This is a genomic window from Hymenobacter caeli (assembly GCF_013294115.1).
GTDB classification, from domain to species: domain Bacteria; phylum Bacteroidota; class Bacteroidia; order Cytophagales; family Hymenobacteraceae; genus Hymenobacter; species Hymenobacter caeli.
Genome location: NZ_JABSNP010000002.1, coordinates 115857 through 129986, shown reverse-complemented (window position 1 = coordinate 129986; position 14130 = coordinate 115857). Strand labels below are relative to the sequence as shown.

15 protein-coding genes are annotated in these 14130 nt (G+C 64.9%); 8 read left to right on the top strand and 7 right to left on the bottom strand.

From position 1 onward, the window contains the following. Positions 1 to 10: 10 nt before the first annotated feature. Together gldA and HNP98_RS02245 are read right to left on the bottom strand one after the other, a co-directional pair. The gene (gldA, locus tag HNP98_RS02250) at positions 11 to 919 is read right to left on the bottom strand and encodes a gliding motility-associated ABC transporter ATP-binding subunit GldA (protein WP_173808430.1); all 909 of its coding nucleotides are present in this window, start codon (positions 917 to 919) and stop codon (positions 11 to 13) included. 99 nt (positions 920 to 1018) lie between these two features. Then, positions 1019 to 1717: an SDR family oxidoreductase gene (locus tag HNP98_RS02245; protein WP_173808429.1), complete on the bottom strand. Its 699-nt coding sequence runs from the start codon at positions 1715 to 1717 to the stop codon at positions 1019 to 1021. 18 nt (positions 1718 to 1735) lie between these two features. Here HNP98_RS02245 and HNP98_RS02240 point away from each other — a divergent pair, with 18 nt between their 5' ends. Together HNP98_RS02240 and HNP98_RS02235 are read left to right on the top strand one after the other, a co-directional pair. Next, positions 1736 to 2536 carry a GIN domain-containing protein gene (locus HNP98_RS02240; protein WP_246274944.1) on the top strand — a complete coding sequence of 267 codons (801 nt, stop codon included), beginning with the start codon at positions 1736 to 1738 and terminating at the stop codon, positions 2534 to 2536. 55 nt (positions 2537 to 2591) lie between these two features. After that, on the top strand, positions 2592 to 3806 hold the full coding sequence (locus HNP98_RS02235; RefSeq protein ID WP_173808427.1) for a glycosyltransferase family 9 protein: 1215 nt from the start codon (positions 2592 to 2594) through the stop codon (positions 3804 to 3806). A gap of 262 nt (positions 3807 to 4068) precedes the next feature. Here the strand turns inward: HNP98_RS02235 and HNP98_RS02230 are convergent, their stop codons facing one another. Next, the gene (locus HNP98_RS02230; RefSeq protein WP_317171015.1) at positions 4069 to 4767 is read right to left on the bottom strand and encodes an SDR family oxidoreductase; all 699 of its coding nucleotides are present in this window, start codon (positions 4765 to 4767) and stop codon (positions 4069 to 4071) included. 117 nt (positions 4768 to 4884) lie between these two features. Here HNP98_RS02230 and HNP98_RS02225 point away from each other — a divergent pair, with 117 nt between their 5' ends. Both HNP98_RS02225 and HNP98_RS02220 read left to right on the top strand, forming a co-directional pair. Next, the gene (locus HNP98_RS02225; protein ID WP_173808425.1) at positions 4885 to 5616 is read left to right on the top strand and encodes an MlaE family ABC transporter permease; all 732 of its coding nucleotides are present in this window, start codon (positions 4885 to 4887) and stop codon (positions 5614 to 5616) included. Between the two features lie 90 nt (positions 5617 to 5706). Beyond that, positions 5707 to 6510: an ABC transporter ATP-binding protein gene (locus HNP98_RS02220; protein ID WP_173808424.1), complete on the top strand. Its 804-nt coding sequence runs from the start codon at positions 5707 to 5709 to the stop codon at positions 6508 to 6510. A gap of 85 nt (positions 6511 to 6595) precedes the next feature. On the opposite strand, the gene HNP98_RS02215 is transcribed toward HNP98_RS02220, so the two are convergent. From HNP98_RS02215 to HNP98_RS02200, 4 genes are all read right to left on the bottom strand, one after another. Next, a complete protein-coding gene (locus HNP98_RS02215) occupies positions 6596 to 7132 on the bottom strand; it encodes a YfiT family bacillithiol transferase (protein ID WP_173808423.1) in 537 nt (178 codons plus the stop codon). 126 nt (positions 7133 to 7258) lie between these two features. Beyond that, positions 7259 to 7885, bottom strand: coding sequence for a bifunctional nuclease family protein (locus HNP98_RS02210; RefSeq protein WP_173808422.1), 627 nt, complete (start codon positions 7883 to 7885; stop codon positions 7259 to 7261). A gap of 180 nt (positions 7886 to 8065) precedes the next feature. After that, positions 8066 to 9043: an electron transfer flavoprotein subunit alpha/FixB family protein gene (locus HNP98_RS02205; RefSeq protein ID WP_173808421.1), complete on the bottom strand. Its 978-nt coding sequence runs from the start codon at positions 9041 to 9043 to the stop codon at positions 8066 to 8068. A 128-nt stretch (positions 9044 to 9171) separates the two neighbouring features. Then, entirely contained in the window at positions 9172 to 9912 is a 741-nt protein-coding gene (locus HNP98_RS02200) for an electron transfer flavoprotein subunit beta/FixA family protein (protein WP_173808420.1), read from the bottom strand. 166 nt (positions 9913 to 10078) lie between these two features. Between HNP98_RS02200 and HNP98_RS02195 the strand changes: the two genes are divergently transcribed. From HNP98_RS02195 to HNP98_RS02180, 4 genes are all read left to right on the top strand, one after another. Continuing rightward, positions 10079 to 10417, top strand: coding sequence for a tetratricopeptide repeat protein (locus HNP98_RS02195; protein ID WP_173808419.1), 339 nt, complete (start codon positions 10079 to 10081; stop codon positions 10415 to 10417). Between the two features lie 27 nt (positions 10418 to 10444). Next, positions 10445 to 11395, top strand: a complete 951-nt coding sequence (locus HNP98_RS02190; RefSeq protein WP_317171014.1) for a DUF2279 domain-containing protein — start codon at positions 10445 to 10447, stop codon at positions 11393 to 11395. Positions 11396 to 11605: 210 nt separating this feature from the next. Further along, complete coding sequence (locus HNP98_RS02185; RefSeq protein ID WP_173808417.1) at positions 11606 to 12949, top strand: TolC family protein; 1344 nt, start codon at positions 11606 to 11608, stop codon at positions 12947 to 12949. Between the two features lie 71 nt (positions 12950 to 13020). Continuing rightward, positions 13021 to 14118, top strand: coding sequence for an efflux RND transporter periplasmic adaptor subunit (locus HNP98_RS02180; RefSeq protein WP_173808416.1), 1098 nt, complete (start codon positions 13021 to 13023; stop codon positions 14116 to 14118). Positions 14119 to 14130 lie beyond the last annotated feature (12 nt).

The window sequence follows — 14130 nt, the reverse complement described above, 5'->3', positions numbered from 1 at the left end:
TTAATTCGTTCTACTTTGTCAATTCCCCAAACACCGCCTCCAGCGACTGCTGCTCCTGGCGGAGCCCCAGCAGCACCCAGCCTTCCTGGGCAGCGAGGCGCGAAATAGCGCCGCGCAAATCGGTGCCGGGGGCGCTGCGCAGGCTGACGGTGCCGCCGGGGCCCGCTTCTACGCCGCGCACGCCGGGCAGCTGGGCCAGGCGGGCGGTGTCCACGGGGCCCTCGAACTCGGCGCGAACCACGGTTTCGCCGGCGGCGCGGGCGGCCAGCTCGGCCACCGGGCTGTCGGCCACCAGCTTGCCGCGGCTAATGATGATGACGCGCGAACACAGGGCCGTGACTTCGGGCAGGATGTGAGTGCTGAAAATCACCGTTTTGTCGTGGCCCACTTCCCGAATCAGCTCCCGGATTTCCTGAATCTGGTTGGGGTCGAGGCCGGTGGTGGGCTCGTCGAGGATGAGCACGCTGGGGTCGTGCAGCAGCGCCTGAGCGAGGCCCACACGCTGGCGGTACCCCTTGCTCAGGGCCCCGATTTGCTTGTTCTGCTCGCGGCTCAGGCCCACGCGGCGCACCAGCTCGGCCACGCGGTTGCGCAGGCCGGGGCCCCGCAGCCCGTGCACGGCCCCGATGAATTCGAGGTACTCGTGCACGTACATGTCGAGGTAGAGCGGGTTGTGCTCGGGCAGGTAGCCCACCTCACGGCGCACGGCCAGGCTCTCGGTTTGCACGTCGTGGCCGGCCACGCGCACGGTGCCGGCGCTGGGCGGCAGGTAGCCGGTGGCGATTTTCATGGTCGTACTCTTGCCCGCGCCGTTGGGCCCCAGGAAGCCCACGATTTCGCCCTTGCCCGCCGTAAAGCTGATGTCGTCCACGGCGTTTTGGGTGCCGTAGGTTTTGGTCAGGTGTTCAATTTCTACCATTTTAGTTGTCAGTTGTTCGTTGTCAGTTGTTCGTTCGCTTTAATTGCCGACAGCACATTCTGACAACCGACAACGAGCAACTGACAACTAACGTGGCGCCTACTTTTTCTTCACCTGTGCCGGCCGCAGCTGAATTTCCGACACCATGATGGCCGCGGAGGCTTCCAGGGCGTGCACAATGGCGGCGGCAATGTCGCCGGGCTGCATCTTGTGGGGGTTGGTCTGGGCCCCGGGCTGGCCGCCGTTGAAGTTAGTCTCGACCGAGCCGGGCAGGACGCAGGTCACGCGGATGCCGTCGGGCCGCAGCTCCTTAAATAGCGCGTCGGAGAAGCCCCGCAGCGCGTACTTGGTGGCGCAGTAGCCGGCCATGCCTTCGGTGCCCACCGTGCCGGCCAGCGAGGCCACGTTGACGATGTGGCCGGCCTGCTGCTTTTTCATTTGCGGCAGCACGGCCCGGGTGCAGAAAAACGGCCCGTTCACGTTCGTTTCGAACATCAACTGCCAGTCGGCGCTGTCGAAGCCGTCCACGTCGCCCATCACGCCCACGCCGGCGTTGTTCACCAACACGTGGATTTCGGGGCCCAGCTCGCGCTGGGTATTGGTGAAAGCCTCGGCCACGTCATGCTCGTCGCGCACGTCGCATTCAAAGAACTGAAACCGCTCGTGGTCCAGGCCTTCGGGCGCGGTGCGGCCCCAGCCGGCCACTACGGCCCCTTTTCGCAGCAGCGCCTCGGCGGTGGCGCGGCCAATACCTTTGGCGGGCCCCGTCACGATGGCCACTTTGCCGGTCAAATCCATTGTTTACCTTTGAAAGAAATGCAGCGGTTCCCGATGTTTACTAAGCGCACCGGCCCACAAAGTAACGGCACCGGCCGCTACGCGCGGGCCCGGGCGGCCGGGGCCGCCCTGCTGGCCGCCGCCCTGGCGGCCTGCAGCCCCGGCCACGGCACCGACTGCCTCAAGAGCACGGGCGCCATCGTGACGCAGCGGCGGGCCGTGGCCCGGGGCCTCGCCACGGTGAGGATGTACGACAACGTGGACCTGCGCCTGGTGCAGGACACGGCCACCTACGCCGAGGTCACGGCCGGTGCGCACCTCATCGACGACATCGACTTTACCCGCGTGGGTCCCACCCTCCAAATCTCCAACTCCAGCACCTGCAACTGGGTGCGCAGCTACGACACGCCCCGGGTGGTGACGCTGCACGTACCGCGCCTGCTCAACCTGTTCCTGACGGGCCCGGGCAACATCAGCACGGTGGGCGAGTTTCGGCAGGACACCGTTTTTTATCACCTCTCCGGGGCCGGCGACTACGACATGCAGCCGCGGGCCCGGCAGGTGTACGTGGAGCAATTCGGGCTGGGCGACGTGACGCTGCGCGGCACCACCGAGGAATTGAACTTCTCGCTGGGCGGCTCGGGGCGGATGTTTGCCCAGGGCCTCACCGCCCGGCGGGCGTACTTCACCACGGGGCCCCGCTCCCTCGGCGACGTGCACGTGCGGGCTTCCGACATCGTGGGGTGCGTCATCGGCGGCACGGGCAACGTGTATTACAGCGGCTCGCCCGCGGCCCTGGACATCAAGCGCACCGGCGCGGGCCAGGCCTACGCCGAGTAGCATTGCTAGGCGGGCAGCGAAAAGGGGGCACAGCCCATCCCCTAGCTTTGCGGCCATGATTGGCTCCCTCCTCGCCCGCTTCCGCCAGTTTCGCCGCCGCCGCCGGGACCAGCGCCGGCTGGAGGCCCTGAGCCGGGCCGACGCGGCGGCCATGGCCGGCCAGGCCCCGCCCGATACCGCCCGGGTGCTGGTGGTGCGCAACGACTCCATCGGCGATTACCTCCTGTACCGCCCCTGGCTGCGCCGCCTAAGCGAGGAGCTGGACCGCCGGGGGCAGCGCCTCACGCTCGTCGCCAATGCCCTGTGGGGCCCCCTGGCCCGGGCCTGGGATGCCGACCTTTTCGCGGAAATCGTACCCGTGGACTTTGGACGATTCACCCAGGACCTGGCCTACCGGGCGGAGGTGTTACGGGGCCTGGGCGGGCGGGGCTTCGGCGAAGTGGTTTACCCGCTGCACGTGCGCGAGCCGGCGGCCGAAAATTTCATCCGCTTCCTGCGGGCCCCGGTGCGCGTAGCCAGCCAGGGGGCGCACCAGGCCGGGCCCTGGTTTGCGGCGCTGAACGCGGGCTACACGCACCTGCTGCCCAGCACCCGCGCGGTGCTGTTCGAGTACGACCGCAACCAGGAGTTTTTTACGAATTGGCTGGCCGCCACTGCCCCGTCCGAATACCCCGGCCCGGCGCAGCCCCCCGGCGGGGCAGCGCCGCTGCGCTTGCCCGCCCCGGGGCCGGCCGCCGCGGCCCCGGCCCCGCCCTACATCGTGCTCTTCCCGGGGGCCAGCGCCCGGCAGAAGCGCTGGCCCGCCCGCGCGTTTGCCGAGCTGGCGCGGGAGCTGCATGCCCGCTACGGCCCCCACTACCGGCTGGTGCTGGCCGGCAGCCCCGCCGACGGCGCCCACGCCCGGCGCATCGCGCAGGCGGCCGGCCCGGCCGTGCCCCTCGACAACCGCTGCGGTCAAACCGATTTGCCGGGCCTGGCCGCGCTGGTGGCCGGGGCCCGGCTGCTGGTCAGCAACGACACGGTGGCCGCCCACCTCGCGGCGCAGGCCGGCACGCCCTGCCTGGTGCTGCTGATGGGCGAGAACTACGGCAAGTTTTTCCCCTACCCGCCGGCGCTGCTGCGGGCCCCCTGCCGCTGCCTGTTTCCGCCCAGCCAGGAGGCGCGGTTTGCCCGGGGCGACTTCACGCCCCCCGCCCACGACCCCGCCATCCAGCGGATTACGACGGCGCGGGTACTGGCCGCGACCGTCGAGCTGCTGGACGTTGGCTGAGACGGGGCGAGTTTACTAGCGGCGGCTTCACCAACGGGGTACGCCGCCCCCACTTCCGGCCCCCAGGGCTATTGAATTCTGGAGCTTGTCGCCCTCCGCGTGCGCCTCAGCCTCTAGCCCCTTCTCCGAAAAGGAGAAGGGGGATTAGCGCTAGCTGCTAGTTTTTTTAGGACTAAAAACTAGTTCCCCTTCTCCTTTTCGGAGAAGGGGCTAGGGGATGAGGCGCACGCGGAAGCGGCGTACCCCGCTCGTAAAACCGCTGCTAGATATCGCCCAGCTGGGGCCGAATCAGCAGCTCTTCCACCACGGCCTGGGGCGAAAGGCTGAAGGCCCCGAACACGGCCTCGGCCACGTCGGCGGGCCGGATGAAGCGCTCGGTGGGCAGGTCCACGCCCGCCCAGCTGGCGGTGAGGGTGGCCCCGGGCAGCACGGCCGTCACCCGGATGCCCTGGTCCTTCAGCTCCTCGCGCAGGTTGCGGGTGAAGCCGTACAGGGCGTGCTTGGCGATGCCGTAGGAGCCGCCCGTGGGGTAGGCCGTGACGCTGGCCGTGGAGCAAATGGTGAAAACGTGCCCGCTGCCCTGGCGCAGCAGCGTGGGCAGCAGCGCCCGCGTGAGGTCATAGGCGCTGAGCAGGTTCACGGCCAGCAGCTGGCGCAGCTGCGAGCCGTCGGCGGGCTCGTCTTGCAGGCGGCCGGGCAGGAAGGCCCCGGTGTTGTGCACCACGGCGGCCAGCGTGCCCTTTTGGGCCAGCACAAACGCGGCAAATTCGGCGCAGCCGGCAAAGTCGCCCAGGTCGGCGGCCAGCGTGTGCACCACGGCCCCGGGCACCTGGTGCGCCACGGTGGTGGCCAGCACGGCCAGCTCGGGGGCCGAGCGGGCGCAGGTGGCCACCGCGTAGCCGGCCCGGGCGAAGCGCAACACCAACGCCCGCCCAATACCTTTGCTGCCACCGGTTACCACGACTAAATTTTGGTTCGCCTCCACTCGTTTTTCTGATTTATACGTAAGCTGTCCGGCAGCGCTTCGCCGGCCCAATTTATCCCTCTTTTCTTCCCCTGCCTCGTTTCTACTGATTCTATGTTTACCATTTTCGGCAAGTTTGTCCTTTTCCTGCAAAGTATGCTCGTCCGGCGCGAACGGGTGGCCGTGCTCTGGCAGCGCACCGTCGACGAAGCCATCCTCATCGGCGTCGATTCGGTGTTCATCGTCGCCATCGTGTCGGCCTTCATCGGGGCCGTAACCTGCGTGCAGATTGCCTACAACCTCACCAATCCGCTCATTCCGAAGGCCACCATTGGCTACATGGTGCGCGAGATGACCATTCTCGAGCTGGCCCCCACCATCACCTGCATCGTGCTGGCGGGCAAGGTGGGCAGCAGCATCGCCGGGGGCCTGGGCACCATGCGCATCACCGAGCAGGTATCGGCCCTGGAGGTAATGGGCATCAACTCGACCTCCTACCTCGTATTTCCGCGCATGCTGGCGGCCATCCTCATGTTTCCGCTGCTCGTCATTCTGGCGATGGTGCTCTCCATTCTGGGCGGCTACCTGGCCGGCACCCTCACCGGGGCCATGGCTCCCCAGGACTTCATCGAAGGCATTCGCGAGGACTTTGTACCTTACAACATCGTGTTTGCGTTGATTAAATCGGTGGTGTTTGCGTTTCTGATTGCGGGCATTTCGTCGTTCAAAGGGTTTAATACCACGGGCGGGGCCCTGGAGGTGGGCGCGGCCAGCACCGGCGCCGTCACCAACTCCATCATCGCCATCCTCATCGCCGACTTCGTGCTGGCCGCCGTTTTACTTTAAGCCGTTTGCTATTAGCTTTTATTTGTTGAAAGCCAGCATTGTAACGGCCAAAAGCTAACAGCCAGCAGCTACAAGCTAACAGCTAAAAAAATGATTGAAGTATCCAATATCCAGAAATCGTTCGACGGCAACCCCGTGCTTAAAGGCATCGATTGCACCTTCGAGACGGGCAAGTGCAACCTGTTGCTGGGCGGCTCGGGCACGGGCAAGAGCGTGCTCTTGCAGTGCATCGTGGGGTTGATGAAGCCCGATATCGGCTCCATCACCTTCGACGGCACGGTGTACACCAACAACAAGGTGGCCATTCGCCAGGAAATCCGGCGCAAAATTGGGATGCTGTTCCAGGGTTCGGCCTTGTTCGACTCGATGACGGTGGCCCAAAACGTGGAATTTCCGCTGCAAATGCTGACGCCCGAAATGTCAAACGAAGAGCGGCGCGACCGGGTCGAATTTTGCCTCAAGCGCGTGGGCCTCGAAAACGCGGGCCCCAAGATGCCGGCTGAAATTTCGGGCGGCATGAAGAAGCGCGTGGGCATCGCCCGCGCCATTGCCCCGCAGTGTACCTACCTGTTTTGCGACGAGCCCAATTCGGGCCTCGACCCGGCCACGAGCATCAAGATTGACAACCTGATCCACGAAATCACCCACGAGTACGACATCACCACCGTCATCGTGACCCACGACATGAACTCGGTGATTGAAATCGGGGAGCACATCATCTTCCTGCACCAGGGCAAAAAGCTGTGGGACGGCACCAAAGACGAAATCCTGAACGTGGAAGTGCCCGAGCTAAAGGAGTTTATCTTCAGCAGCAGCTTGGTGCGGGCCGCCAAGCGGGTGGACGACGAGGGTGGCCTCGCGGCCATTACCGACGAGCACGGAGCCAACATATGAGCACTGGTTCGGTCACCCATTGTATTTGCCCAAGCCTAAGCCCCGCTCGTGAAACGAAGCGGGGCTTAGGCTTGAGTTGCGGAACCTAAGCGGGGGGCAACAGCAGTTCCAAGTGGCCCAGGTGATGCTGGCCGTGCCAAGCGTACAGCACCAGGGCCTGCTCTAAGGTTTGCTCCTTCAGTGTGCCGGGGTGGTAGAACGTGCGCTGCCACTGCGCGTCGTCCAGGTGCCGGAGCAGCACCACCCAGCGCGTGTGCAGGGCCTCCAGCAGCGCGAGCGACACGGTGACGGGCGTCGCGGCCACGTCGGGCAGCTCGGCCCAGGCTTGCTCGTCGTAAGGCCGAATGGTGGGGTTGTCTTCCGTAAGGGCCAGGCGGAACCGGAAGTAGCAGTTCATGTGCGAGTCGGCCACGTGGTGGACGACCTGCCGGCCGGTCCAGCCGCCGGGGCGGTACGGCTGCTCCAGCCGCACGCCGCCCACCGCCCGGGCCGCTGCGGCCAATTGAGCCGGCTGGTTGGCCAGCTGTTGCAGGTAGGGGGCCCGCCCGGCGGCCCCCAAGGGCGTAGTGGGCAGTTGGGGCCGGCCAATGGGGTAGCGCAAAGCATCGTCAGGAGCGTTCACGAATGAAAAGGGTAAGAAGGGTAAAAACAAAAGCGCCCTTCCGGTCCAGGAAAGGCGCTTTTGAACAATCAATCAAGCGTTTTGCGAAGCAGCGAAATCACAGTCAATCTGCATAATCTGCGATTCTCAGCCGTTGCGCTTGTTCAGCTCGTCCCGGATTTTGGCGGCTTTCTCGTAGTCTTCCTTGTCGAGGGCCTGGGCCAGCATCTTGGTCAACTCCTCGACCGGCACCTGGCCGCTGGGCTCGGACGGGGTGCGGGGAACCTTGGGGGTGGCCTCCGCTTCGCCGTCGGTATCGTCCTCGTCGTCCTCGTCGTCGGTTTCCTCGCTGCCTTCGTCGAGGTCGGAAAGGATGATGCCAGCCTCGCTCAGCACGCTTTCCACCGTGAAGATGGGCACGTCGAAGCGCAGGCCGATGGCAATGGCGTCGGAGGGCCGGGCATCGATTTCGAACGTGGTGGCCCCGTCCGAGCACACGATGCGCGAATAGAACACGCCCTCTTTGAGGTCGGAAATCACCACTTCGACGATGGCCACGTGCACGTGCTCGGCAAACGACTTGAACAGGTCGTGGGTCAGCGGCCGGGTGGGGCTGATTTTTTCAATCTGGATGGCAATGCTCTGGGCCTCAAACATCCCGATGATGATGGGCAAGCGGCGGTTGCCGTGTTTCTCGCCCAGAATCAGGGCAAACGAGCCCGACTGCGACTGGCTGGAGGAGAGACCTAAAATTTCTAGCTGAATTTTTTTCAAGGGAATTGGCTACCGCTAGCCTGCGGTTGGGGCCCCCAAGCGGGGCCTTATAAGGTAAGGTGAAGTTCTGATACGGCAAATAAAGAAGAACCGCCCGGAACAACCGCGCCACGGGCAAAAAAAGAACTTGGGGCCCCGGAGTATGTTCCGGGGCCCCAAGCCCTTACCGGCGCGTCCGGCTTAGTTTAATGCCTTGACGGCCGCCGTCAGCTTGGGCAGCACGTCGAACACGTCGCCCACGATGCCGTAGTCGGCCGCTTTGAAGAACGGGGCCTCGGGGTCTTTGTTGATGACCACGATGACCTTCGAGCTGTTCACGCCGGCCAGGTGCTGGATGGCCCCCGAAATGCCGCAGGCGATGTAGAGGTTGGGCGAGATGGTGATGCCCGTTTGGCCCACGTGCTCGTGGTGGGGGCGCCAGTCCACGTCGCTCACCGGCTTCGAGCAGGCGGTGCCGGCGTGCAGGGCCTGGGCCAGCTCCTCGATGAGGTGCCAGTTTTCGGGGCCCTTCATGCCGCGGCCGCCGGACACTACCAGCGCGGCTTCGGGCAGCAGCACGCCGCCGGTCTGCTCCTGCATCACCACCTGCTGGGGCGCGTCGGCAAAGTCGGCGTCGGCCAGTTGGGCGGCAAAGGCTGCTACTTCGGCGGTTTTGCCGGCCTCGTGGCTGGCCTCGATGGAATTCTTTTTCAGGGCGATGATTTTGCGCTCGCCGCTCAGCACCACGTCCGAAAACGCTTTGCCCGAGAAGGCCCCGCGCTTCACCGTGAACTGGCCGCCGTCGGTTTTGGGCAGCGCCACCACGTTGGTGGCCAGGCTGGCTTTGAGGCGCACCGAGAGGCGCGAGCCCACGGCGGCCCCGATGTTGGAGTTGGCCAGCACGATGATTTTGGCCTGCTCCTGCTCGGCCGCCGCGGCGATGAGCTTGGTGTAGGCGTTGTTCACAAAATCCTTGAGGCGGGGCTCGGCGTCGTAGAGCACCTTCGCGATGCCCTGCTCGCCGAGCTTGGCCAGGCCGGCCTCGGAGGCCTCGCCCACGGCGATGGCCGTGGCCGTGGTGCCCAGCATGGCGGCCACCCGGGCCCCGTACGTGGCCACTTCGAGCGAGGACTTTTTCACTTCGCCCTCGGCGCATTCAACAGCTACTAGAACGGACATTTTGAGAGAATTATGAATTATGAATTAGAAATTATGAATTGGGTAATTACGAACTAGGAGTTGAAGGCAAAAGCTCAAAAAGCAGCTGGCAAAAACTCATAATTCATAATTTTTAATTCATAATTCAATTAAATGACTTTGGCTTCGCTGCGCAGCAGCTGAATCAGCTCGCCGGCGTTGGCGGCGTCGATGAGCCTGACGCCCTGCTTCTTGGGGGGCAGCGCGAACTCGGCCACCTGGGTGCGGGCGGGCTCGCCCACGGCGGGCACCACTTTCAGGGGCTTGGTGCGGGCCGTCATGATGCCGCGCATGTTGGGGATGCGGGGCTCGCACATGGGCTGCTGGCAGGAGGCCACGAAGGGCGTGCTCACCTGCACGATTTCCTTGCCGCCCTCGATTTCGCGCTCCAGGGTGGCGGTGGTGCCGGCCAGGTCCAATTTCATGGCCGGGGCCACGGTGGGGATGCCGAGCATTTCGCCCACCATGCCGTGCACCTGGAAGCCGTTGTAATCGATGCTTTCCTTGCCCATCAGAATCACGTCGTAGGCCCCGTCCTTGGCCACGGCGGCAATCTGCTCGGCCACGAAGTAGGCGTCCTGCGGGGCGGCGTTCACGCGGATGGCGTCGTCGGCCCCGATGGCCAGGGCCTTGCGGATGTTGGGCTCGGTGTCGGCCTCGCCCACGTTGAGCACGGTCACGGTGCTGCCGGCGTTGGCCTCCTTCAGCTCGATGGCCCGGGTGAGGGCGTATTCGTCCCAGGGGTTGATGACGAACTGCACCCCGGCTTTGTTAAACTCCTTGTTATCGGGCGTAAAGCTGATTTTGGTGGTCGTGTCGGGCACGTTGGAAATGCAAACCAGAAACTTCATTTAGGCGGGATTTGGGTGGCGGAACAAGGCAAAAATAGGCGGCATGCATAACAACCGGCCGAACGGCCCCGGGGTTCACCGGCGGGCCCGCAACGGGTGTTACCATATTATCCGGCGCAAAAGCCGCACTTTTGCCGGCCCAAAGATAGCCAATTTCCCAGTCCCGATGAGCCCCGCCCCCACCCGCCTGCAACAGCTGCTGGCCTTTTACGCCGACGACCCGGCCGACCCGTTTACCATTTACGCGCTGGCCACCGAGTACCGCGCCGCCGAGCCCCTCGTGGCCTGGGAATACTACCAAAAGCTCCTGGCCGAGCACCCCGACTACGTGGGCACCTACTACCACGCCGGCAAGCTGCTCGAAGGCTTCGGGCGCAAAGACGAGGCCGAGCAAGTGTACCGCCAGGGCCTGGTGGTGAGCCGCCGGGCCGGCCAGCTGCACGCCGCCAGCGAGTTGCAGCAGGCCCTGAGCAGCTGCCTGGGCCTGGACTACGAGGACGAGTAGGTTCCGATGCGCGGCGTTCCCTTCCACGTGAAAACCCTCTGCCTGCTCGCCGGCCTCCTGGCTTTGGGCGGCGGCCCGGGGCGGGCCCAGGGCCTGCCGCCCGCCCCGCCGCCGCCCGTGCCCGACCCGCTGGGGGCCCCGGGCGGCGTCCACGCCGGGCGGCTGGTGGGCGTGGTGGCGGGCACGGCCGTGGTGTACGCCCTCACCTCGTACCTGCTGGGCAAAACCTGGTACACCAAGCGCGTGCCGTTCCACACCTTCGACGACAACGGCGAGTGGCTGCAGATGGACAAGGTGGGCCACGCCACCACGGCCTACGCCATCAGCCGGGGCGAGTACGAGCTGTTCCGCTGGAGCGGCGTGAACGAGCGGGCCTCGGTGCTCACTGGGGGCCTTATCGCGCTGCTCTACCAAAGCACGATTGAGGTGTTCGACGGCTACTCCGAGGGCTGGGGCTTCTCGAAGGGCGACATGGCGGCCAACGCGGCCGGCATTGCCTTGTTCGTGGGCCAGCAGTACGGCTACGGCGAGCAGCGGGCCAGCCTGCGCTACGGCTTCAGCCGCAGCCTGTACGCCCGGTACCGGCCCGAGCTGCTGGGCGGCACCCGCGGCACCCAGATGCTGAAGGACTACAACGGCCAGCAGTACTGGCTCTCGGTGAACGTGGCGGCGGTGCTGCCCGTGGGGCCCGCTTTTCCGAAGTGGCTGAACCTGGACCTGGGCTACAGCGGCAGCGGCCTCACCGGCGGCCACGCCAACCCGCCCCTGTACGGGGCCGACGGCCGGCCCGTGGTGTTCCGGCGCGTGCGGCAGTTTTACCTCTCGCCCGACGCCGATTTTGCCCGCCTCGTGCCGGCCGGCTCCACGGGCCGGATGCTGCTCGGGGCCACCCAATTCATTAAAATTCCTGCGCCCTCGCTGGAGTTCAACCCGCGCGACGGGTTCCGGTTCCACCCGCTGCTGCCCGCGGCCGACTGAATAATTCCGGCCGGGCAATGAGCAAAATCTACGGTTGGCAAACCAACTGGTGGCTAACTATTTTTGCTCAAAGCGGCGTGCGTTAAAAATGAATATCTATTTTTAACGTTTCAAATCTTCATGTTGGTATCATTGCGGCGGGCCCAACTTTAAGCTCCCGTACTGTGGAAACCGGACTTCCCGGGGCCTGCCCGCACTTTTTAACTATTTATGCTGCGTTCTTTTTTGCTGTTAGTTGGTTGGATTATCGTTAGTGGAGGGGGAATATCGGGGCCGGCCCTGGCCCAGCCGGGGGCCCTGGCCCCCGCCCCGGCCCCCCGGGCGGTGGTGCCCGGGCGGCCGGCCGTGGCCGTCGACACGGTGCGCCTCACCCTGGGCCAGGCCGAGCAGCGCTTTCTGGCCAGCAATTTTCAGCTCCTGGCCCAGCGCTACAACATCACGGCCGCCCAGGGCCAGATTTTGCAAGCCCGCCTGTGGGACAACCCCACGGTGAGCCTGGAAAAGAACATCGTTCGCCCGGCCGGCGACGCGCCCAACGTCACCAGCCCCAACGAAACCATCGTGCAGGTGCAGCAGCTCTTCGCCATTGCCGGCCGCCGCCGGGCCGCCGCCAACGTGGCGCAGGCCGCGGCCCTGGTGGAGCAGTACAACCTGCAGGACTTGCTGCGCACGCTGCGCTTCCAGTTGCGCTCGTCTTACTACGACCTGTACTATAAGCAGCGCACGCTGGCCGTGTACGACCAGGGAATTGCGTCTTTCCAACGCATCATTCCGGCCTACGAGCAGCAATACCAAAAGGGTAACATCGCCCAGAAAGAGGTGGTGCGCCTGAAGGCGTTCCTGTTCGTGCTGCAAAACCAGCGCCAGCAGCTGTTCGTGGACATGGCCCCCAACCTGAGCGACTTGCGGGTGCTGATGCGCGACACCACCGGGGCCTACCTGGTGCCCCAGGTGAGCCTGCCGCGCACCCGCGAGCTGAGCCTGGGGCCCTACTCGATGCAGCAGCTCGTGGACTCGGCCCAGCTGCTGCGCGGCGATTTGCTCTCGCGCAGCGCTTACTTGCGGCAACAGGGCCAGAACCTGCGCTACCAGCGCAAGCTGGCGGCCCCCGACCTGGTGGCCGGCTACGTGTACGACCGGGCGGGCAACGCCTTCCCCAACTACAACGCGGTGTCGGTGGGCGTGGCGGTGCCCATCTTCAACCGCAACCAGGGCAACATCCGCACGGCCCAGGCCCAGATTGAGGGCGGCAAGGCCCAGCTGGGCGAGGCCCGCCTGGTGGTGCAGAACGACGTGCAGCAGAACTACCAGCTCGTGGGCCTGATTGACGCCCAGTTCCAGGAGGCCGACCGCGACACCACGCCCTTCGACCGCATCATCGGCGGCATCGAGCAGGCGTACGCCCGGCGGCTCATCGGGCTGGTGGAGTTTCTGGACTACTACCAATCGTACAACGACAACCTGGTGCAGCTCAACCAGTTGCGCGCCAGCCGCATGCGGGCCTTCGAGCAATTGAACGCGGCGGTGGGCCGGCCGGTTTTCCGGGCGGAATAGCGGGGCGGCGGCCCGGCTCAATTTTTTTGTGGTTTCTTGCGGCAAGCGTTGCGCTTGCCTTCCCTTTCGATATGAATCGTCATTCCCTGCTGGCCTCGGCCCTGCTACTGAGCACGTTGAGCGCCTGTTCTCCGGCTGATAAAAAACCGGCGGCCGAAACGGCCGCCGCGCCCCACTTCCACATCACCGACGAGGTGATGAAAGAACTGCGCATCGACACCGTGAAGACCAAGCCCATGCTCGACGAGCTGAGCCTGACCGGACAAATCACCCCCGACGAGGACCACACGGCCAAAATTTTCCCGCTGGTGGGCGGCGTGGTGGAGAAGGTGAACGCCGAGCTGGGCGACCACGTGAACAAGGGCCAGCAGCTGGCCGTCATCCGCTCGGGCGAGATTGCTGATTTGCAAAACCAGGGCACCGCCGCCGGCTCCGACCTGGCCATTGCCCAGAAAAACGTGTCCGTGGCCCAGGACATGTTCAAGGCCGGCCTCAGCTCGGAGCGCGACGTGCTGCTGGCCCGCGGCGAGCTGAACAAGGCCCAGGGCACGGCCGGCAAAAGCCGCAAGCAGCTCGCCATCTACGGCGTGACGCCCGACGGCAAGTACTCGCTGAAGTCGCCCATCTCGGGCTTCATCACCGACAAAAACGTGACCACCTCGATGCAGTTCAACAGCAGCAACGTGGAGAACCTGTTCACGGTGAGCGACCTGGACGACGTCTGGATTCTGGCCAGCGTGTTCCAGTCCGACATTTCGAAGGTGCAGCCCGGCTACACCGCCGACGTAACGACCCTGGCCTACCCCGGCCGCCACTTCACCGGCCGCATCGACAAGGTGTTCAACATGCTCGACCCCGACAGCAAGGTGATGAAGGTGCGCGTGAAGCTGCCCAACCCCGGCTACCTGCTCAAGCCGGCCATGTACGCCCAGATTAAGGTGCAGAACGCGGCCGGCGGCACCATGCTGGCCGTGCCCGCCAGCGCCGTGGTGTTCGACAAGGACCGCACGTTCGTGATGGTGTACAAGGACCGCGACCACGTGGAAACCCGCCCCGTGAAAATCGCCAGCACCGTGGGCGACCTCAGCTACGTGGCCTCGGGCCTGAAGGCCGGCGAGCGGTTCATCGCCCAAAACCAGCTGCTGATTTACGACGAGCTGAACGACTGATTTCTCTTAGCC

What these genes read in the sequence shown, in the direction of transcription:
- gldA (WP_173808430.1), bottom strand. Translation starts at nt 919, where the DNA reads ATGGTAGAAATTGAACACCTGACCAAAACCTACGGCACCCAAAACGCC.
- HNP98_RS02245 (WP_173808429.1), bottom strand. Translation starts at nt 1,717, where the DNA reads ATGGATTTGACCGGCAAAGTGGCCATCGTGACGGGGCCCGCCAAAGGT.
- HNP98_RS02240 (WP_246274944.1), top strand. Translation starts at nt 1,736, where the DNA reads ATGCAGCGGTTCCCGATGTTTACTAAGCGCACCGGCCCACAAAGTAAC.
- HNP98_RS02235 (WP_173808427.1), top strand. Translation starts at nt 2,592, where the DNA reads ATGATTGGCTCCCTCCTCGCCCGCTTCCGCCAGTTTCGCCGCCGCCGC.
- HNP98_RS02225 (WP_173808425.1), top strand. Translation starts at nt 4,885, where the DNA reads ATGTTTACCATTTTCGGCAAGTTTGTCCTTTTCCTGCAAAGTATGCTC.
- HNP98_RS02220 (WP_173808424.1), top strand. Translation starts at nt 5,707, where the DNA reads ATGATTGAAGTATCCAATATCCAGAAATCGTTCGACGGCAACCCCGTG.
- HNP98_RS02205 (WP_173808421.1), bottom strand. Translation starts at nt 9,043, where the DNA reads ATGTCCGTTCTAGTAGCTGTTGAATGCGCCGAGGGCGAAGTGAAAAAG.
- HNP98_RS02200 (WP_173808420.1), bottom strand. Translation starts at nt 9,912, where the DNA reads ATGAAGTTTCTGGTTTGCATTTCCAACGTGCCCGACACGACCACCAAA.
- HNP98_RS02195 (WP_173808419.1), top strand. Translation starts at nt 10,079, where the DNA reads ATGAGCCCCGCCCCCACCCGCCTGCAACAGCTGCTGGCCTTTTACGCC.
- HNP98_RS02185 (WP_173808417.1), top strand. Translation starts at nt 11,606, where the DNA reads ATGCTGCGTTCTTTTTTGCTGTTAGTTGGTTGGATTATCGTTAGTGGA.
- HNP98_RS02180 (WP_173808416.1), top strand. Translation starts at nt 13,021, where the DNA reads ATGAATCGTCATTCCCTGCTGGCCTCGGCCCTGCTACTGAGCACGTTG.